The sequence below is a fragment of the Cytobacillus sp. S13-E01 genome (assembly GCF_029193815.1).
Taxonomy (GTDB): domain Bacteria; phylum Bacillota; class Bacilli; order Bacillales; family Bacillaceae_L; genus Bacillus_BV.
The window spans coordinates 84,991-104,452 of sequence record NZ_JARFVC010000008.1; the positions used below are offsets into that span (position 1 = coordinate 84,991).

The 19,462-nt window shown below is 38.4% G+C and carries 16 protein-coding genes; 3 read left to right on the plus strand and 13 right to left on the minus strand.

The window, feature by feature from the left end; genetic code table 11:
* Nucleotides 1-122: 122 nt before the first annotated feature.
* From icmF to PY093_RS07960, 7 genes are all read right to left on the minus strand, one after another.
* Nucleotides 123-3,383 (minus strand): fused isobutyryl-CoA mutase/GTPase IcmF, encoded by a 3,261-nt coding sequence (icmF, locus tag PY093_RS07930; protein ID WP_275645345.1) that lies wholly within the window; start codon nucleotides 3,381-3,383, stop codon nucleotides 123-125.
* 22 nt (nucleotides 3,384-3,405) lie between these two features.
* Nucleotides 3,406-4,044, minus strand: a complete 639-nt coding sequence (locus PY093_RS07935; RefSeq protein WP_275645346.1) for a TetR/AcrR family transcriptional regulator — start codon at nucleotides 4,042-4,044, stop codon at nucleotides 3,406-3,408.
* Nucleotides 4,045-4,185: 141 nt separating this feature from the next.
* Nucleotides 4,186-5,325 (minus strand): acyl-CoA dehydrogenase, encoded by a 1,140-nt coding sequence (locus PY093_RS07940; RefSeq protein WP_275645347.1) that lies wholly within the window; start codon nucleotides 5,323-5,325, stop codon nucleotides 4,186-4,188.
* Nucleotides 5,326-5,340: 15 nt separating this feature from the next.
* The gene (locus tag PY093_RS07945) at nucleotides 5,341-6,480 is read right to left on the minus strand and encodes an acyl-CoA dehydrogenase (protein ID WP_275645348.1); all 1,140 of its coding nucleotides are present in this window, start codon (nucleotides 6,478-6,480) and stop codon (nucleotides 5,341-5,343) included.
* 57 nt (nucleotides 6,481-6,537) lie between these two features.
* Nucleotides 6,538-7,392, minus strand: coding sequence for a 3-hydroxybutyryl-CoA dehydrogenase (locus PY093_RS07950; RefSeq protein WP_275645349.1), 855 nt, complete (start codon nucleotides 7,390-7,392; stop codon nucleotides 6,538-6,540).
* Between the two features lie 51 nt (nucleotides 7,393-7,443).
* Nucleotides 7,444-8,622, minus strand: a complete 1,179-nt coding sequence (locus PY093_RS07955; protein WP_275645350.1) for an acetyl-CoA C-acetyltransferase — start codon at nucleotides 8,620-8,622, stop codon at nucleotides 7,444-7,446.
* A 228-nt stretch (nucleotides 8,623-8,850) separates the two neighbouring features.
* The gene (locus PY093_RS07960; RefSeq protein ID WP_275645351.1) at nucleotides 8,851-10,968 is read right to left on the minus strand and encodes a (Fe-S)-binding protein; all 2,118 of its coding nucleotides are present in this window, start codon (nucleotides 10,966-10,968) and stop codon (nucleotides 8,851-8,853) included.
* Nucleotides 10,969-11,289: 321 nt separating this feature from the next.
* On the opposite strand from PY093_RS07960, the gene cls reads away from it, so the two are divergent.
* On the plus strand, nucleotides 11,290-12,474 hold the full coding sequence (cls, locus tag PY093_RS07965) for a cardiolipin synthase (RefSeq protein ID WP_275645411.1): 1,185 nt from the start codon (nucleotides 11,290-11,292) through the stop codon (nucleotides 12,472-12,474).
* 60 nt (nucleotides 12,475-12,534) lie between these two features.
* Nucleotides 12,535-13,488: a UV DNA damage repair endonuclease UvsE gene (gene uvsE / locus PY093_RS07970; protein WP_275645352.1), complete on the plus strand. Its 954-nt coding sequence runs from the start codon at nucleotides 12,535-12,537 to the stop codon at nucleotides 13,486-13,488.
* Nucleotides 13,489-13,873: 385 nt separating this feature from the next.
* Here uvsE and PY093_RS07975 read toward each other — a convergent pair whose 3' ends face one another.
* Nucleotides 13,874-14,035, minus strand: a complete 162-nt coding sequence (locus PY093_RS07975; RefSeq protein ID WP_275645353.1) for a hypothetical protein — start codon at nucleotides 14,033-14,035, stop codon at nucleotides 13,874-13,876.
* A 110-nt stretch (nucleotides 14,036-14,145) separates the two neighbouring features.
* Here PY093_RS07975 and PY093_RS07980 point away from each other — a divergent pair, with 110 nt between their 5' ends.
* A complete protein-coding gene (locus tag PY093_RS07980) occupies nucleotides 14,146-14,697 on the plus strand; it encodes a DUF3231 family protein (protein WP_275645354.1) in 552 nt (183 codons plus the stop codon).
* Between the two features lie 58 nt (nucleotides 14,698-14,755).
* On the opposite strand, the gene PY093_RS07985 is transcribed toward PY093_RS07980, so the two are convergent.
* The 5 genes from PY093_RS07985 to speE all read right to left on the minus strand — a co-directional run bounded on the left by PY093_RS07985 (nucleotide 14,756) and on the right by speE (nucleotide 19,248).
* Nucleotides 14,756-14,926, minus strand: coding sequence for a XapX domain-containing protein (locus PY093_RS07985; protein WP_275645355.1), 171 nt, complete (start codon nucleotides 14,924-14,926; stop codon nucleotides 14,756-14,758).
* Between the two features lie 100 nt (nucleotides 14,927-15,026).
* The gene (argS, locus tag PY093_RS07990) at nucleotides 15,027-16,691 is read right to left on the minus strand and encodes an arginine--tRNA ligase (RefSeq protein WP_275645356.1); all 1,665 of its coding nucleotides are present in this window, start codon (nucleotides 16,689-16,691) and stop codon (nucleotides 15,027-15,029) included.
* Between the two features lies 1 nt (nucleotide 16,692).
* Nucleotides 16,693-17,169 (minus strand): YwiB family protein, encoded by a 477-nt coding sequence (locus PY093_RS07995; RefSeq protein ID WP_275645357.1) that lies wholly within the window; start codon nucleotides 17,167-17,169, stop codon nucleotides 16,693-16,695.
* Between the two features lie 222 nt (nucleotides 17,170-17,391).
* Nucleotides 17,392-18,264, minus strand: a complete 873-nt coding sequence (gene speB / locus PY093_RS08000; protein ID WP_275645358.1) for an agmatinase — start codon at nucleotides 18,262-18,264, stop codon at nucleotides 17,392-17,394.
* A 156-nt stretch (nucleotides 18,265-18,420) separates the two neighbouring features.
* A complete protein-coding gene (gene speE, locus PY093_RS08005; protein ID WP_275645359.1) occupies nucleotides 18,421-19,248 on the minus strand; it encodes a spermidine synthase in 828 nt (275 codons plus the stop codon).
* Nucleotides 19,249-19,462 lie beyond the last annotated feature (214 nt).

A 19,462-nucleotide genomic window follows, 5' to 3' on the forward strand; every position in this document is an offset into this window, starting at 1 on the left:
TTATACTTTCTTATCTTTAGAAAAAAGGACAGACCACTCTGCCCTTTTTTGTTTATAGCTATTTAAAGCGCGACGGGCGCTTTTCTGGTTGGGGCCTGTCTAGCTCCTTACGCATTTTTAGTCTACATATTCCGTCTATACTGACCGCCAACCTCGTATAGTGCATGGGTGATTTGTCCAAGACTTGCGACTTTTACTGTTTCCATTAACTCTTCGAAGATGTTTCCATTGTTAATGGCTGTTTGTTTTAACCTTGTAAGTGCCACATTCACGCTATCTTTGTTTTGCTCCTGGAAGCTTTTTAGGTTCTTGATTTGTAATTCTTTTTCTTCCTGTGTTGCCCTAGCCAACTCGATTTCATTTTGTTCTTCTTCAGAAGGTGGGTTTGGGTTTAGGTAGGTGTTGACCCCAATAATCGGAAGCTCACCCGTATGCTTTTTCATTTCATAGTACATTGATTCGTCTTGAATTTTTCCACGTTGGTACTGAGTTTCCATTGCACCTAGTACACCACCACGGTCATTTAAGCGTTCAAATTCTTGTAGGACCATTTCTTCAACAAGATCTGTTAGTTCTTCCACCACAAATGAACCTTGTAATGGATTTTCATTTTTCGCAAGTCCATGCTCTTTTGTAATAATCATTTGAATCGCCATTGCACGACGTACCGATTCCTCTGTTGGGGTTGTAATTGCTTCATCATATGCGTTTGTATGAAGTGAATTACAATTATCCTGCAGTGCCATAAGAGCTTGTAAGGTCGTACGAATGTCATTAAAATCAATTTCTTGAGCATGTAAAGAGCGTCCTGATGTTTGGACATGATATTTAAGCTTTTGACTACGTTCATTTGCTCCATATTTATCTCTCATTACAGTTGCCCAAATTCTTCTAGCCACACGACCAATTACCGTATACTCAGGATCGAGTCCGTTGCTAAAGAAGAAAGAAAGGTTAGGTGCAAAATCATCAATATTCATTCCTCGACTTAAATAGTATTCTACATAGGTGAAACCATTTGATAGCGTAAACGCTAATTGAGAAATCGGATTGGCACCTGCTTCAGCAATATGGTAACCAGAAATAGATACTGAATAGTAGTTTCGTACTTTATTGTTGATAAAGTATTCTTGAATATCACCCATCATCCGAAGCGCAAACTCAGTTGAGAAAATGCATGTATTTTGACCTTGGTCTTCTTTTAAAATATCAGCTTGAACGGTACCACGAACGGTTTGTAATGTTTTCGCTCTTACTTCGTGGAACTCCTCAACCGTTAAAATGCGGCCAAGTTCAGTTTCTCGCATTTCAACCTGTTGTGTAATCGCCGTATTCATAAACATCGCTAAAATAATCGGCGCTGGACCATTGATTGTCATCGAAACGGATGTCGATGGTGCACATAAATCAAAGCCATTATAAAGCTTTTTCATATCATCTAATGTACAAACACTTACTCCACTTTCCCCAACCTTGCCGTAGATATCAGGGCGGTATGCAGGGTCTTCACCATATAACGTAACAGAATCAAAAGCAGTACTTAGTCGTTTCGCATCATCATCCTTTGATAAATAGTGGAAGCGTCTATTTGTTCTGTCTGGTGTACCTTCGCCAGCAAACTGCCGCTTAGGATCTTCACCTTCACGTTTAAACGGAAACACGCCAGCAGTATATGGGAATGAGCCTGGTACATTCTCTTTATAAACCCAACGTAAAATTTCTCCTAAATCCTTGTATCTTGGCAAGACAACTTTCGGGATATTTAACCCTGATAAACTTTTTGTTTGTAAAATGGTAATGATCTCTTTGTCACGTACTTTTGTTACAAACTTATCTTTTGAATACATATCCTTAAGCTGATCCCATGAATCTAATATGCGTTTGGATTCATGTGTTAATTTCGTTTCATAGCTCGCTTTAAGTGCGTTTAGGGTTTCTAGTACTGATTCGTTATGATCTATTTCTACCAAACTTTCAATCGTTCCATTGATTTGGAATAGTTTACGAGCGACTTCTACTTGTTCCTCAGCTTTTTTATGGTATTTCCTAACTGTGTCAGAAATCTCTCGTAAATAATAACGACGGTCATTAGGAATGATGACATTTTGTTTTTCTACATCTGTTGTTTTTTCAAGTGATGTCGTCCAGTTTGTATTCGCTTTTTCATTTAGTAATTCAACTAAGTTCACAAACAATGTGTTTGTTCCAGGGTCATTAAATTGACTTGCGATAGTACCGAACACCGGCATCTCTGAAAAGTCTTTTTCAAAAAGGAGACGACTTCTTTGGTATTGTTTTTGAACTTGACGTTTTGCATCCTCAGAACCTTTTCGCTCAAATTTATTGATAACAATAAGATCAGCAAAATCGATCATATCAATTTTTTCAAGCTGTGAAGGTGCTCCGAATTCACTTGTCATGACATACATAGATAAATCACAGATTTCTGCGATTTCCGCATCACCTTGACCAATTCCGCTTGTCTCAACAATAACCAAATCAAAGCCTGCAGCCTTCGTTACTGCTATCGCATCCTTAATCGCAAGGGAAAGCTCTGTCTTTGAACCTCTTGTTGCTAAGCTTCTCATATAAACGCGTGGTGAAAAAATCGCGTTCATGCGAATACGGTCCCCAAGTAAAGCTCCACCCGTTTTTTGTTTTGTCGGATCGACAGATAAAATTGCTACCTTCTTTTCAGGGATTTCATTTAAAAAGCGACGAATCAGTTCATCGGTTAATGAACTTTTTCCAGCTCCACCCGTTCCAGTAATCCCAACTACTGGGACATTTTTAACAAGCTCTTTCACCTTATCCATTACACTTTCAGCCGTTGCGGCTACTTCACTTGTTACATCTATCTGATTTTCAGCCACTGTAATTAACTTTGCGACAGCTTGATAGTCTCCCTGTTCAAGACGATCTATTTGCTCCCCTACATTTTTAGGTGTCGTAGAAAAATCACATTCTTTGATCATGAGTTGAATCATGCCTTCTAGACCGTACTTTCGACCATCCTCAGGTGAAAAGATACGAGCAATACCGTATTCATGTAGGTCCTTAATTTCACGAGGAATAATAACCCCACCACCGCCACCATAGATACGAATATGTGTCGCACCACGTTCTTTTAAAAGATCATACATATATTTAAAATATTCGACATGTCCACCTTGGTATGAAGAGATCGCAATTCCTTGAACATCTTCTTGAATCGCTGCATTTACCACTTCTTCAACTGAGCGGTTATGACCTAGGTGGATTACCTCCGCCCCATTCGCTTGAATGATTCGACGCATAATATTAATCGATGCATCATGTCCATCAAAAAGACTAGATGCCGTTACAAATCGAATATGATGGTTTGGACGATACTTTTCTTGCATATAACTCATCCTTTCTACTAGCCTATTTTTCAACGATAGCTTCCTTGTGTATCCCTTTTAAAAGAAGCGATGTTTGAAGCCCTATATACTCGTCTAATGTATAAAGCTTTTGAAGTGCCCAACGGCGAAAGCCCCACATTTGACCTTGAACATAAATATTATGGGCAATCAAATTGACTTCACGTTTTTCCAATTGAAGTTCACCCGTTTCGATACAGCCTAAAATGACACTTTCAAACATTGCTACCATTTCAAACTCTTTTTTTAAGACATAGGGCAAAGCATCCTTTGAAAGCGATTTTGCTTCTTGGTACATAACTAGGACTTCAGCTTGCATTTCGTCCATTACTCGAAAATAGTGTGCAATTGCAAGCTTTAAGCTTTCTATACTTCCTTGATTCGTATCAATATCCTGCTGCATTCTGTCTCGAACCTGATCATAAATGCTGTCACAAACTAAGTAGAGAACATCTTCTTTTTTACGAATGTATTCATATAATGTTCCGATGCTAAAGCCCGCTGCTTTAGCTATTTCTCTCGTTGTTGTCCGGTGGAAACCTTTTTCTTTAAAAAGGGTAACTGCTCCTTTAATCATCTGATCCCGTCTTTTTTTTATTAGGCGCTCATCTTTTACAGAAGCAGGTACTTCGCGTTTTTTCATTTCACCACTCCATTACTTGAAGTGAGAGGATTAGGCATTGTATAAAAATTCATATTAGGACCTTCTCCAAACCTCTAATCTTCATATATTGCAAATAGAAGCTTCGACATGTACTTGGTACTTGTCGATTTTTCTTAAATCTTATTTCGTAATCATTCTTGAAATAACTAGACGTTGAATTTCTTGAGTACCTTCATAGATTTGAGTAATTTTGGCATCACGCATATAACGTTCTACTGGATAATCCTTTGTATAACCATAGCCACCGAATACTTGAACCGCCTCAGTTGTCACCTTCATAGCTGTATCCCCAGCTAGTAATTTAGACATTGCCGATTCTTTTCCATATGGTAGGCCCTCTGACTCTAACCATGCAGCTTGATAGGTTAATAGTCGAGAAGCTTCGATTCCAGTCGCCATGTCAGCAAGTTTAAAGCCGATTCCTTGTTGTGCTGCGATAGGCTTGCCAAATTGTTCACGCTCTTTTGCGTAATCTACTGCCGCATCTAGCGCGCCCTGAGCAATCCCTACTGCTTGGGCAGCAATTCCGTTACGACCACCATCTAATGTCATCATCGCCACTTTAAAACCTTCCCCTTCGGCTCCAAGAAGGTTTTCTTTTGGTACGCGGCACTCTTCAAACATGATTTCTGTGGTTGGGGATGAACGAATCCCTAGTTTCTTTTCCTTTTTACCAACTGAAAATCCTGGGAAATCACTTTCAACGATAAATGCTGATGTCCCTTTATACTTTGAAGTTGGATCTGTTAAGGCAAAAACCACATAAATATCAGCAATCCCACCATTTGTAATAAAAATCTTTGAGCCATTTAAAACGTAATCATCACCATCAAGTCTCGCAGTTGTTCTCATTCCACCAGCATCTGAGCCTGAACCTGGTTCAGTTAAGCCGTATGCACCAATCTTCTTGCCTTCTGCCATTGGTCTTAGGTACTTTTGCTTTTGTTCTTCATTTCCAAATTTAAAGATTGGCCAGCCAGCTAATGATGTGTGGGCTGACAAAGTTACACCCGTTGATGCACATACGCGGGATAGCTCTTCAATTGCGATACAATAGGCTAAATAGTCACTTCCGATTCCACCGTACTCTTCAGGCCAAGGAATCCCTGTTAATCCTAGTTCAGCCATTTTGTCAAAAATTTCACGGTCAAAGCGTTCTTCTTCATCACGCTCTGCGGCTGTTGGAGCTACTTCATTTTTTGCAAAGTCACGGACCATTTTTCGAATCATTTCATGTTCTTCTGAAAGTTTAAAATTCATTGTGTCGTTCCTCCATTATTTTAAAAGGTGTTTGCTAATCACTATGTGTTGTATTTCGCTAGTGCCTTCGTATATTTCACATATTTTTGCATCACGGAAAAAGCGTTCAACAGGATATTCTTTTGTATAGCCATATCCCCCGTATACTTGGATGGCTTCTGTAGCAACGTCCATTGCAGCTTTGGAAGCATACAGTTTTGCCATTGATGCTTCCTTGCCACAAGGAAGATTGTTTGTACGTAAATATGCAGCCCGGTAGACTAATAGTTTGGCAGCTTCAACACTTGTTGCCATATCAGCAAGCTTAAAACCAATTCCTTGCTGAGCAGCGATTGGTTCTCCAAATTGAACTCGTTCTTTTGCGTAATTTACTGCATGCTTAAGTGCTGCCTCAGCAATTCCCAGTGATTGTGCCGCTATCCCAATTCTGCCAATATCTAAGTTTGATAACGCAATTTTAAAACCTTCTCCTTCTTCACCTAGTAGGTTCTCGACTGGGACTTTTGCATCTTCAAAGGTTATTTGAACCGTTCTTGATCCATGAAGACCCATTTTATGCTCATCCTTGCCGATAATAAAGCCTGGTGTACTTTTCTCTACAATAAATGCCGATACACCCTTACTACCTTTTTCTTCAGGGTTAGTCCTTGCAAAAACGATATACGTATCTGCTTCACCACCATTTGTGATAAATACCTTTGAACCATTTAATATATAGTGATTCCCTTGTTTGACTGCCTTTGTTTTCAGACTAGCGGCATCTGAACCTGCACTTGGTTCTGTTAAGCAAAACGCCCCTAGATATTCACCAGACGCTAGCTTTGGCACGTATTTTTGCTTTTGCTCTTTTGTTCCAAAGTAAAGAATCGGGTTTGTTCCCACTGAGGTGTGTACAGACAAAATCACCCCGATTGTTGCACTAACTTTAGATAATTCATGAATGGCGATGATGTAAGAAGTAAAGTCCATCTTAGAACCACCCAGTGTTTCAGGGGTAGTAATCCCCATTAAACCTAAATTTGCCATCTTCGCGAGAATTTCTCTAGGAAAGTGACCGTTTTCCATTTCTTCAATATGCGGAGCAATCTCTTTTTCGGCAAATTCGCGAACCATCTTTCTCATTATTTCTTGCTCTTTTGTAAAACGGAAGTTCATTGTAAGCCTCCTCTTAGATGTATGGATGGGTGATTCATCTAGTAAAACGCTCGTGTTTTAAGCCCCATACGAGTAGAAGCCACGACCTGATTTCTTACCTAGCCAGCCTGCTTTTACATATTTTCTAAGCAATGGGCATGGGCGATATTTGTCATCACCAAAGCCTTCATGTAGGGTTTCCATAATATAAAGACATGTATCAAGTCCGATAAAGTCAGCTAAAGTTAATGGTCCCATCGGGTGGTTCATCCCAAGCTTCATTACTTCATCAATGGCTTCAGGTGTTGCAACACCTTCATAGACAGTAAAAATCGCTTCATTGATCATCGGCATTAAAATTCGATTAGAAACAAAGCCTGGGAAATCATTCACTTCAACTGGTACCTTGCTTAATTTTTTCGTCATATCTTCAATAACATCATATACTTCATCACAAGTAGCTAAGCCACGAATGATTTCTACTAATTTCATCACTGGAACTGGATTCATAAAGTGCATACCAATTACTTTTTCCGGGCGATTTGTGGCTGCAGCTATTTCTGTAATCGGTAGTGAGGATGTGTTTGTCGCTAAGATAGTAGTCTGCGGTGTAATTTGGTCTAATTCCGCAAAAAGCTTTGTCTTAATGTCCATGTTTTCGATTGCCGCTTCAATTACAAGGTCAACATCACTAGCATTTTGTAAGTCTAGTGAAGGTGTAATTCTGTTTAAGGTAGCCACCATCTCCGTTTCAGTCATGCGGCCCTTATCCACTTGGCGTGATAGGTTCTTATTGATAATTCCAAATCCTCTATCAAGAAAGTCTTGCTTTATATCATGTAATTTCACATCATAGCCAGACATTGCACAAACTTGGGCAATTCCTGAACCCATTTGACCCGCACCAATCACCATTACTTTTTGAACATTCATTGCTATTACCTCCTGTATTTCGACATGTACCAGGTACATGTCGAATCGCTTTTATACTTGAACCATTATCGCATCGCCCTGGCCGCCACCACTGCAGATTGCTGCGATTCCGGTGCCTCCGCCTCTGCGTTTTAGTTCGTGGATAAGTGTAATAATGATACGGGCTCCACTTGCTCCGATTGGGTGACCTAATGCTACTGCACCGCCATTAACATTTACTTTTGTAGGATCTAAATCTGCAATTTGACCGCTTGCAAGTGCGACTGCAGCGAATGCTTCATTCACTTCAAAAAGATCGATGTCAGCAACTACTTTACCCGTTTTCTTTAAGAGCTCATTAATGACTAGACCTGGTGTTTTTGGGAAATCCTTTGCCTCAACAGCAATGGCAGTATGGGCAACGATGGTAGCTAACGGTTGTTTTCCTTCTTTCGCTGCACGTTCTTCGCTCATCAATACAAGTGCTGCAGCTCCATCATTGATTCCCGGAGCATTTCCAGCTGTAATTGTGCCATCCACATTAAACACAGGCTTCAATTTTGCTAGCTTTTCAAAGGATGTATCTTTACGAGGTGCTTCGTCTTGATCAATACGTGTTACCTCACCTTTACGCCCTTTTATTTCTACCGCAACAATTTCTTCAGCTAATTTTCCTGTTTCGACTGCTGTAACTGTACGTTGATGGCTTGTATATGCCCACTCATCCTGAGCTTCACGTGTAAGACCTAACTCTAAAGCCGTTTCATTTCCGTATGTTCCCATGTGAACGCCATTGAAGCTACATGTTAATCCATCATGAACCATTAAATCTTTCACACTAGCATCTCCCATTCGAAGTCCAAAGCGTGCTTTTGGCAAAATATATGGGGCATTACTCATTGATTCCATCCCACCAGCGACAATTATCTCTTCATCACCAGCACGGATAATTTGATCAGCTAATGTAACACTTCGAAGGCCAGAGGCACAGACTTTATTAATTGTTTCTGTTTTTACTTCCCACGGAATTCCTGCATGTCGCGCCGCTTGTCGTGAAGGTATTTGTCCTTGTCCTCCTTGTAAAACAGATCCAAGAATGACTTCATCGACATTAGCAGCCACAACTCCAGCACGAACAAGTGCCTCTTTAACTGCAATACCACCTAATTCAGAAGCTGTTAATGAGCTAAGTGAACCACCTAATTTTCCAAATGGTGTACGCACACCGCTTAAAATAACTGTTTTCCCCATATTCCTACCTCCCATTAAATTTAAGTTGATTTCTATTTTAAGCGCTTACAAAACTATGACTGAACGCTCGCTCGATTTTTGTCCAATGAAGGAGGTGTACAATCTTCTACGTTCGTACACCTCGACTCATTTTTTATGCGTTCTACCACTCTATTATTCTATTTTACTGCAAAAATTGGAAAATTTGAATACTTAATTTTCATTAAAATCTAATAAATTTGTGCTGGTTTAAGAAGCAAGTCCTTTTGTTTCACCAACTACTGATCGCTCTAAAAGTTCAGCAATATCATAGGTTCCAACTTCTTCTTCAACTTCCTTCGCCTTTGTTCCATCACTTAACATCGTTAAGCAGTACGGACAGCCAGAGCTAATAATGCTTGGTTGAACCGCTAAAGCCTGTTCTGTTCTTGCAACATTTATTCGGCTTCCTGTGTCCTCTTCCATCCACATTAGTCCTCCCCCTGCTCCACAGCACATACCTGTTTCGCGGTTACGTTCCATCTCAAGTAGCTTTACGCCAGGAATTGCTTTTAGGATATCACGTGGCTCCTCATAAACCTCATTGTATCTTCCTAAGTAACATGAATCATGGTACGTGATCGTTTCATTCACTTCGTATTTAGGAACGAGTCTACCTTCCTTCACAAGCTTTGCAAGTAGTTCGGTGTGGTGGTAAACTTCAGCTTGCAAACCGAAATCAGGGTATTCATTTTTGAATATATTGTAAGCGTGTGGATCAATCGTTACGATTTTCTTCACTTCATTTTTCTCAAATTCAGCGATATTATTTGTTGCTAGCTCTTGGAATAAAAATTCATTCCCTAAACGACGCGGTGTATCACCCGAGTTCTTCTCCTTATTACCAAGAATTGCAAATTTAACTCCAGCCTCATTTAATAATTTAGCAAAAGATAATGCAATTTTTTGGCTTCGATTATCGAATGCACCCATAGAACCAACCCATAATAGGTATTCAAAATCTTCTCCAGCTTTTTTCATTTCTTTCACAGTTGGTACAACCACATCTTCACGAACTTCACGCCAGTTTTCTTTTTCTTTACGGTTTAATCCCCATGGATTTCCTTGGCGCTCAATGTTTGTCATCGCACGTTGTGCATCTGGGTTCATTTTTCCTTCTGTTAAAACAAGATAACGACGTAGGTCGATAATTTTATCAACATGCTCATTCATGACTGGACATTGATCTTCACAGTTACGACAAGTCGTACATGCCCAAATTTCTTCTTCTGTAATAACTTCACCAATTAAGCTTGGATTGTAAGCCATTTCTAATGTTGCAGCTGTTTCCTCAGCACCTTTTCCTGCTGAAGCTAGTGCTAGTTGATTCCCTTTTGTGTTTGAAAATGCAACAGCCGGTACCCATGGTGCTCTAGATGTAACAACCGCACCTTTTTCAGTTAAGTGATCACGTAATTTTAAGATTAAATCCATTGGTGATAACATTTTACCTGTACCTGTTGCTGGACACAAGTTTGTACAACGTCCACATTCCACACAGGCATATAAATCAACTAACTGTGTTTGTTTAAAGTCTTCAATTTTACCAACACCATAGGATTCTTGACTTTCATCTTCAAAATCAATCTTTTCAAGTTTACCAGGGTTAGATATGCGTCCAAAAAATACATTGACTGGTCCTGCAATTAAGTGTGCATGCTTAGATTGTGGTACATACACAAGGAATGTTAATAAGAACAGCAAGTGAATCCACCATGAAATGTAAAACACTATGATTGATGCAGTTTCACCAATCCAGCCTAGTATAAAAGCAAATCCAGAAGCGATTGGCTCACTCCATGTTAACTCTTCACCATGCCATACAATGCCCATTCCATTTCCTAAAAGCACTGATAACATTAATCCACCAATGAAAAGTAGAACTAGTCCTGATTTAAAGCCTCTTTTTAAACGAACTAATTTTTCAATATAACGACGGTGGAAAGCCCACACAACCGCTACTAAAATCATAAACGTAACGATTTCTTGGAAGAATGTAAATGCTGGATACAAAGGTCCGAGTGGAAGGTGAGACCCAGGCACTAATCCTTTTATAATGAAATCAATTGCACCAAACTGAACTAATATGAAGCCATAAAAGAACATAACGTGGATTGCACCACTTTTTTTATCTTTTAAAAGCTTTTTCTGGCCAAATACATTGACCCAAACCTTATCTAGACGCTCTTTGAATTTACGATCAAATTCAACCTTTTTACCGAGCTTGATATATTCCATTCTTGTCTTAATTAAGTAGATAAATAAATATACTGCGTAAGCGGTTACAGTTAAGAATGCAATCAAATTAATAACTAATAAAGTACCCACTATATCATGCCCCTTTCAAAAATAAGTCTTAAGATATACCCCGATCCAAAAAATGAATAATTTAGGCAGAATTGCTTATTCAAAAGTAGAAATTGCTTTCGAACATTTCAAAAGAAATTAATATTCTGACTTTACTTCCTATATCCATTATATTATGAATGAGCATTCAGTCAACACATTTATGCAGAAAAAATCAGGAAAAATATTTAAAATAACCCACCTACTCATTTCTCTCTAAAGAGATTAAAATATTTTTTCGGTATTTAGTCTACACTAATAGAACCTACTGAGAGGGGTTGCAAACATATGACACTAACTGTTGTGGTATTTGTCATACTACTGATTATATTCTTGTGGCTCCGGATTGATTACAAGCTTGGACGTAAAAATCACCTTAATAAGGTAAACAAACGTGAATATCCTTTACGAAAAAGCAATATAAAATTGTTCACGAATGGCAATGAACTTTTTGAAAACTATTTTAATGAATTAAAGAATGCAAAAGACCATATACACATTATATTTTACATCGTAAAGGATGATGAAATAAGCACAACCTTCTTAAACTTATTGCAAAAGAAAGCACAAGAGGGCGTAGAGGTTCGACTATTGGTTGACTGGGTCGGTAGTAAAGTTTCAAAACAAATGAGGAAAGAACTGAAAAAAAGCGGAGTCCATTTTCAGCTTGGTCATAAACCTAGATTCCCCTTTTTATTTTACACATTAAATGCTAGAAACCATAGAAAAATTACTGTTTTCGACGGGAAAATTGGTTATGTTGGTGGCTTTAATGTTGGTAAGGAATACCTCGGAAGAGATCCAAAGTATGGCTTTTGGCGGGATTATCACTTAAAAATTGATGGGGAAGGTGTTCAGGATCTTCAAAAACAATTTTTATATGATTGGAGCGATGCAACAAATGTTGATTTGTTTGCAAATCCTATATTCTTTCCGCCATTACCAGCCGGACAAAGTAGTATGAAAGTAGTACCAACCGATGGGGCATACTTACAAAGTCATTTTCTCGAGCTAATTAACACTGCTAAAAAGGAAATTACCATTGGTTCACCATATTTTATTCCAGGGGCCAAAGTTATGAATGGCTTATTAGAGGCTTTAAAACGAGGCGTTAAAGTAAATGTATTAATCCCAAACAAGGCAGATCATCCTTTTGTAAAAGATGCTGCATATCCTTATTTTTCCCCTTTAATGCAAGCTGGTGCACGAATCCTTATGTACCTTAAAGGTTTTTATCACGCAAAGGTATTTATAATAGATGACATCATGTGTGATATCGGGACGGCCAATTTTGATAAACGTAGTCTCTATTTAAACCACGAGATTAATTGCTATATTTATGATCCATTTTTTATTCAACATGTAAAAGGAAAAATCCATGAAGACATCGCTAGTTCTACTGAATTAACATTAAATGATCTCAAAAAACGCACATTTTTACAAAAAAGCAAAGAGTCAATTTCAACTTTATTATCACACTTTTTATAATATAGGGTCGTAGCAAGACCCTTTCTTTTCCATTTTCATGACAGGAGGAATTTATGATAGATGAGAATACGGTTTGGTTATGTTTCTACTGCTTTGTCACTTTGGGACTGTTCACCTTCCAAAACGATGACTTTTACAAGATGGAAACAACTCGAGAAAAGTGATCGAGAGCAAAAGTTAAAAGAAATAACGAAACATAATCTTAAAAGTACGCTTCGAATGATTTATTATAATCTTTCACATGAACTTCATTTGTATCGAATGTCTTCTTCCATTGTACCCTTGGCCACACATCCTGAGGTCATGTGGGATTTCCAGTCTATTTTCAAGCGAGAGTTAGCTGAAATTGGGAGATTAGTAAAAATGTTTCATCTACGCGTAAGCTTTCACCCAAACCAATTTACTTTGTTCACTAGCGACAAAGAGCATATAAGTGATAATGCTGTTACCGATATGAAATACCACTATCATTTATTAGATGGAATGGGTCTTGCCAACCAGTCAAATATCAACATTCATGTAGGTGGTGCGTATGGAGATAAAGCTGAAGCTGTTAAAAGGTTTCATAGGAACATTAAAAAATTGCCTGAGAATGTAAAAAAGCGAATGACGCTTGAAAATGATGATAAAACCTATACAACTGAAGAAACACTTGACGTTTGTAAAAAGGAAAACATCCCAATGGTCTTTGACTATCATCACCATCAAGCCAACCTTGGAGCTACAGGGCTAACCGAACTATTACCTAGTGTGTTTTCAACATGGGACCACTTTGACATCATTCCAAAAGTACATATTTCTTCACCTAAATCAGAAAAAGAATTTAGAAGTCACGCTGATTACGTAGACTTGGAATTCATTTTACCTTTTCTAAAACTAACAAAAGAACTAGGTCAAGATTACGACATCATGATTGAAGCAAAACAAAAGGATAAAGCATGTCTTCAGTTGATTGAAGACATCTCAAAAATTCGCGGTGTTAAGCGGATTGATGGCGGGACTGTTGAGTGGTAGCTGACATGTCTAGGGACTCTTCAGACAGTTGATGAGCAAGGAATTAGTATTGAACAAATTGAATCAAATGCACATATTCCCGGGATTTCTGCACATATTATATGGATTTTTGCACTTAATCCATCAGTTTCCGCACATAAACTGTAGATTTCTGCACATAAATCGGAAGAACTTGCATATATTTCCAAAACAATTCCAATTCAACCTTCATAATTAAGTAGTAATATCTATTTAACAAGGTATCCAAGTATGAAAAGCGCAGGGCGCCCGGAGCTAGACGTAGATAGACAAAGACACGAGGTTATACACAACCTTACAATTTTGTAAATTCCTAAACAATCAAAAAAGTGGATGTCAGGCATCACTTACCCCGACATCCACTTTCTTAATCCTCCATAAATTGGCGTGCGTAATAGATTGATTCCTCATCTAACCCCTGTTCATTGTCAATATCCTGTAAATCCTTTTGTCTTTTATCGTCCGCAACTTGGAAGGAGCCTGAAATGTTTCGAGCTCTCTCCTCCTGTTGTATTGTTTTTTTAGTCATAACAACCCCCCTTTAGTAGAGTTAATTTAGTTTACCCTTCATTAAAAATGTAAATCGGGCTTATATTATTTTTTCTTGGGTAAATTAATGGGGAAAGGAGTGGAAATTAATTGGGAAATCCCATTGAAGCAGCATGGAATTTTTTAAAAACACGTGTTGATGATGAACCAAAATCACCATTACACGTTATTGAAGTTGGTGATTGCTGGAAGTATCTTGCTACCCTTGAAGAATTTATTCGCTATGAAGAGATTGGCTTAAATACAACAGTAGATGATGAAGTGAGAGAAATGTTAACAGATGCAGTAAAAATGTGTGAATCACAAGCTAAGCGGATGAGTCAGTTTATGACTAAAGAAGGCATCTCTCTTCCTGATGTGACACCTGCAAAACCAGATTCCCAGCCAAATGCGGTTCCTCTAGGCGTTAAATTAACAGATGATGAAATTACAAATGGAGTAGCCTTTAAGCTTGTGATTCTAATGACAATGTGTGGAAAAGGTCAAGCTGACGTTATTCGTAATGATTTAGGGATGCTATGGATTGAATTTTACACCGAAACCGTTACATTTGGAGCTACACTTAAAACTCTCATGAGAAAACGAGGCTGGATTAAAATCCCACCTTACTATTATCCAGCAGGGATGCCAAATAGGAACTAAAATCGGTAACGCACATATAGGACAATAAATAAATAATGGGACAAGAAACTGTCCCTCTTTATTTAGCAAACATTGGTGCAATCATTTGAAATAGCTTAAACCCAAGATAAACCCCAACAATCCCTGTTACACCCGCAAGCGCTGGCGGTGCAGGGATTGGTAGCTTCAATAGTGCAAATAAAAACCCTACAATTATACCTGTTAACAATGATAAAATTACTTCTTTCATCTTTAAAAAACCTCCATATGGATAGAGTCTATTTTGTTATTTTGACCAATAGAAAGGCCCTCTACTCCTATTCAGTGAGTGAGAGGGCTTGGGATATGATTTACATTTTTTCTGGAGCTGAAACGCCAATTAATGCTAATGAATTTTGTAAAGTAATTTGAACAGCCTTCATTAAAGCTAAACGTGCTGCTGTGCGCTCAAGGTTCTCTGTATCTAACACCTTCTCAGCATTGTAGAAGCTATGAAGTGTTGAAGAGAGTTCCATAATATAATTGGTAATGCGATGTGGAAGTCGTTTATCAGCAGCTTCTGAAACGGCCGCAGGGAACTCCCCAAGTTTCTTTAATAATTCAACTTCTTTTTCGGTATTTATTAAATCAAGCTTAGTTCCGTAAGAAATACCCATTTCTGCACCTTGACGAAGCATACTACAAATACGTGCGTGTGCATACTGTGCATAATAAACAGGGTTTTCATTTGACTGGGAAACTGCTAAGTCTAAATCAAAGTCTAAATGGGTATCAGCGCTTCTCATTGCAAAGAAATAACGAACCGCATCAAGCCCTACCTCTTCAATTAAATCGCGCATCGTTACCGCTTTTCCTGTACGCTTACTCATCTTCATCTTTTCACCATTTTTATATAGGTGCACAAGCTGAATAATCTCTACTTCCAATGTATCTGCACCATAACCAAGAGCTTGAATGGCGGCTTTCATACGTGGAATATACCCATGATGATCGGCACCCCAAATGTTGATTAGCTTTTCAAATCCACGCTTAAGCTTATCTTGGTGGTATGCAATGTCAGGGGTTAAGTACGTATATGATCCGTCATTTTTAATTAAAACGCGGTCTTTATCATCACCAAATGTAGTTGAACGGAACCATGTCGCACCATCTTCTTCATAGATGTGCCCCTTCTCACGTAATGCCCCAAGTGCATCGTCAATTTTACCATTATGATAAAGAGTTGTTTCTGAGTACCACTCATCAAATTCAACTCTAAATTCTTGTAAATCTTTTTGAAGCTTGGCCATTTCATATTTTAGACCATATTCACGGAATAATGCTAATCGCTCTGTTTCCTCTACATTTACATATTTATCACCGAACTCTTTAGCAAGCTTTGCACCTATACCGATAATATCTTCACCTTGATACCCATCTTCTGGCATAGACTTATTAAGACCCAGTGCTTGGAAATAACGTGCTTCAACTGATAATGCTAGGTTGTTGATTTGGTTACCTGCATCATTGATATAGTACTCCCTCGAAACATCAAAGCCTGCTTTGGCCATAATATTACATAAAGTGTCTCCTACCGCAGCTCCACGCGCATGCCCTAAGTGCAGATCACCTGTTGGGTTTGCAGATACAAATTCAACCTGAACCTTTTTATTATTACCTAAATTTGTCTCGCCATAGTGAGGTCCAGCTTTTAATATAGTAGGAACTAATTCCGCTAGATAGCTATTATTCATATAAAAATTAATAAATCCAGGTCCAGCTATTTCTATTTTTTCGATAGAAGCCTTTGATTTATCAAAATGATCTACAATTTCTTCTGCTATCATTCTCGGTGCTTTCTTTGCTACTTTAGCTAGCTGCATTGCCATATTTGTTGCATAATCACCATGTGCTTTTTCCTTAGGCAATTCTAATACGACATCTGGAATTTGATCCTCTGTAGCTAGGCCTGCCTTGACAACAGCATCCTTCACCTCGGTTTTTAATCGCTCTTTTACTTGATCAACTATGTTCAAGTTATTTCGCCTCCTCATATGTAATCGTCATTGTATATCTGCCAACCTTGTCTCCCTGCATCTGAAGTAGGTATGCAAGAAAAAGGTTGCCTTTTCGATGAGAATGTTTAGATGGTTTAAATTCAATATTATTTGTATCAGTAAGTAATTCAAAACTACCATATGGACTTTCATAGCTTCCAATCGCTTGTTTACCTTTTATGAAAACCTGACGCATTTTTACTGCACCAGAACGAAGAATAAGTACTCCATGTGAAGATATTTTTACAATCGTATTGACGTCTCCAGCCTCTTGTCGCTCGGTAAATCGAAGAAAAGTCGCATCATCTTTTATGTAGTATTGACCATTTGCTTCAATTGCAACATGTTGTTTTCTATTATCTTGCCGAATTTCCGTTACTAGCTTAACTTTGATTGGGTGTCCAGCTGCTAGAGATTGATCCACGAAAAATTGCACTTCCTTATATGTAGGTTTCATTTTTTGACAACTCTAACTTACTCCCGGGGGTCATGCCCACGTGGTTTACGGGCTACTTCCATAACTTCATTAGTATAATCATTCTGCTAGAAAACTTCAATGTTTGCGGCCAGATTGTTAGAAAGGAGTCGATTTTTTTAGGGAATACCGGGGAGCCGACTAAGAACGGCTAAAAAAATACCAAACAAGCATGATTAACAGTCCTGTTTGGCGTTTTATATTCTATTTAACCCATCCTAACAGCATTTCACGGATTAGTTTACTTGCTGTGTTTGCTGTTTGCTCTGATGGGTCATAGATTGGTGCTACTTCAACTAGATCGCAACCAACCACAAATACATTAGATCTTGCAATTTCATGAATGGACGCCAACAGCTCTTTAGATGTAATTCCACCTGCATCCACTGTTCCTGTACCAGGTGCATGTGCTGGGTCAAGGACATCTATATCAATTGTTACATAGACAGGACGACCTGTTAATGTTGGTAAAATTTCCTTTAATGGTTCTAATACCTCAAACTTAGCAATGTACATTCCCACCTCTTTTGCCCACTGAAATTCTTCTTTCATTCCTGATCGAATTCCAAATGAATATACATTTTGCGGACCCATAAGTTCACACGCCTTACGAATTGGAGTGGAATGAGATAATGGCTCCCCTTCATACTCCTCACGTAAGTCAGTATGGGCGTCCATATGAATTACCGCTAGGTCAGGATACTTTTTATACATCGCTTTAATGACAGGCCATGATACTAAATGTTCTCCACCCATTCCTAGAGGAAATTTATCACTCGCTAAAACTCCATCAACAAATCGCTCAATTTCATCGATGCTTTTTTGAGGATTTCCAAAAGGAAGTGGAATATCACCTGCATCAAAGTATTTAACATCCTCCAAATGACGATCTAAATATACACTATATTCCTCTAGTCCAATTGAAACTTCACGTATACGCCCGGGGCCAAATCGTGAACCAGGGCGAAAGCTTACTGTCCAGTCCATTGGCATTCCGTAAATGACTGCCTTGCTTTCCTCAAATGAAGGATGACTTTTAATAAATACATTACCTGAATAGGCTTCATCAAAACGCATTTCGATCCCCTCCGTTTTTGTTAAAAAATAAGAATGTATATGTTTCTTATCCTGCTGACGCCACCATTGGGCAATCAGTGAGCGCCCTGTGTTTTCCTCTACCATATGTAATAGGCGCCTAACCAAAGGATTGGCGCCTATTTTAAAGTTGAAATCTTATTTTACTAAATCAGCAACAAACTTAGGTAATACGAAAGCTGCTTTGTGTAGCTCCTTAGTATAATACTTTGTTTCAATTTCATGGAAACGGTCTTCGCTTACATCTAGTGGATCATGCTTTTTTGAGCCAATCGTGAACGTCCATAAACCACTTGGGTATGTTGGGATGCTTGCAATATAAAGACGAGTTATTGGAAAAATTTCTTTTACATCACGCTGTACATTTGTAATTAGTTCCGGAGTAAACCAAGGGTTGTCCGTTTGGGCAACAAATACTCCATCCTCTTTAAGAGCTTTTGAAATTCCAGCATAAAATCCTTTTGTAAATAAGTTAACCGCAGGACCTACTGGTTCTGTTGAGTCAACCATAATAACATCATACACATTTTCACTTTTCGCAATGTGCATAAAGCCATCATCCACTTTCACTTCAACACGAGGGTCATCTAATTTACCTGCAATTTCAGGAAGAAACTTTTTAGAGTACTCAATTACTTTTCCATCAATTTCAACTAATGTCGCTTTCTTTACACTTGGGTGTTTAAGGACTTCACGGATAACACCACCGTCTCCACCGCCAACAACCAATACATTTTCAGGATTTGGGTGTGTAAATAACGGGACATGGGCCACCATTTCATGGTAAACGAACTCATCCTTTTGAGTTGTCATAACCATCCCATCAAGGATCAGCATGTTTCCAAACTCTTCTGTTTCAACCATATCCAACTTTTGAAACTCTGTTTGTTCTGTATGTAATGTTTGTTTAATTTTAGCCGTAATTCCAAAATTCTCAGTTTGTTTTTCTGTAAACCATAATTCCATTTCTGTAACTTCCTTTCTAAAAAAATAACCAAAGACTTATCTACGGTCATTCTTCCTGCAATTTATTTTTAGAGTACCCTAAGGCATTCATTTCAAAACGATAATTTACAAATACATCACCCTACAACATAGCGCTAAATAATGCCATTATTTCCCTTGAATTCCATAATTCAAAGCTAACGAAAAAAGTATAGAGGAAACTAGCAAAAATGTA

What these genes read in the sequence shown, in the direction of transcription:
- PY093_RS07940 (WP_275645347.1), bottom strand. Translation starts at nt 5,325, where the DNA reads ATGAATTTTAAACTTTCAGAAGAACATGAAATGATTCGAAAAATGGTC.
- PY093_RS07945 (WP_275645348.1), bottom strand. Translation starts at nt 6,480, where the DNA reads ATGAACTTCCGTTTTACAAAAGAGCAAGAAATAATGAGAAAGATGGTT.
- PY093_RS07955 (WP_275645350.1), bottom strand. Translation starts at nt 8,622, where the DNA reads ATGGGGAAAACAGTTATTTTAAGCGGTGTGCGTACACCATTTGGAAAA.
- speB (WP_275645358.1), bottom strand. Translation starts at nt 18,264, where the DNA reads ATGCGTTTTGATGAAGCCTATTCAGGTAATGTATTTATTAAAAGTCAT.
- uvsE (WP_275645352.1), top strand. Translation starts at nt 12,535, where the DNA reads ATGAGAATACGGTTTGGTTATGTTTCTACTGCTTTGTCACTTTGGGAC.
- PY093_RS07935 (WP_275645346.1), bottom strand. Translation starts at nt 4,044, where the DNA reads ATGAAAAAACGCGAAGTACCTGCTTCTGTAAAAGATGAGCGCCTAATA.
- speE (WP_275645359.1), bottom strand. Translation starts at nt 19,248, where the DNA reads ATGGAATTATGGTTTACAGAAAAACAAACTGAGAATTTTGGAATTACG.
- PY093_RS07950 (WP_275645349.1), bottom strand. Translation starts at nt 7,392, where the DNA reads ATGAATGTTCAAAAAGTAATGGTGATTGGTGCGGGTCAAATGGGTTCA.
- PY093_RS07995 (WP_275645357.1), bottom strand. Translation starts at nt 17,169, where the DNA reads ATGAAACCTACATATAAGGAAGTGCAATTTTTCGTGGATCAATCTCTA.
- PY093_RS07985 (WP_275645355.1), bottom strand. Translation starts at nt 14,926, where the DNA reads ATGAAAGAAGTAATTTTATCATTGTTAACAGGTATAATTGTAGGGTTT.
- PY093_RS07975 (WP_275645353.1), bottom strand. Translation starts at nt 14,035, where the DNA reads ATGACTAAAAAAACAATACAACAGGAGGAGAGAGCTCGAAACATTTCA.
- icmF (WP_275645345.1), bottom strand. Translation starts at nt 3,383, where the DNA reads ATGCAAGAAAAGTATCGTCCAAACCATCATATTCGATTTGTAACGGCA.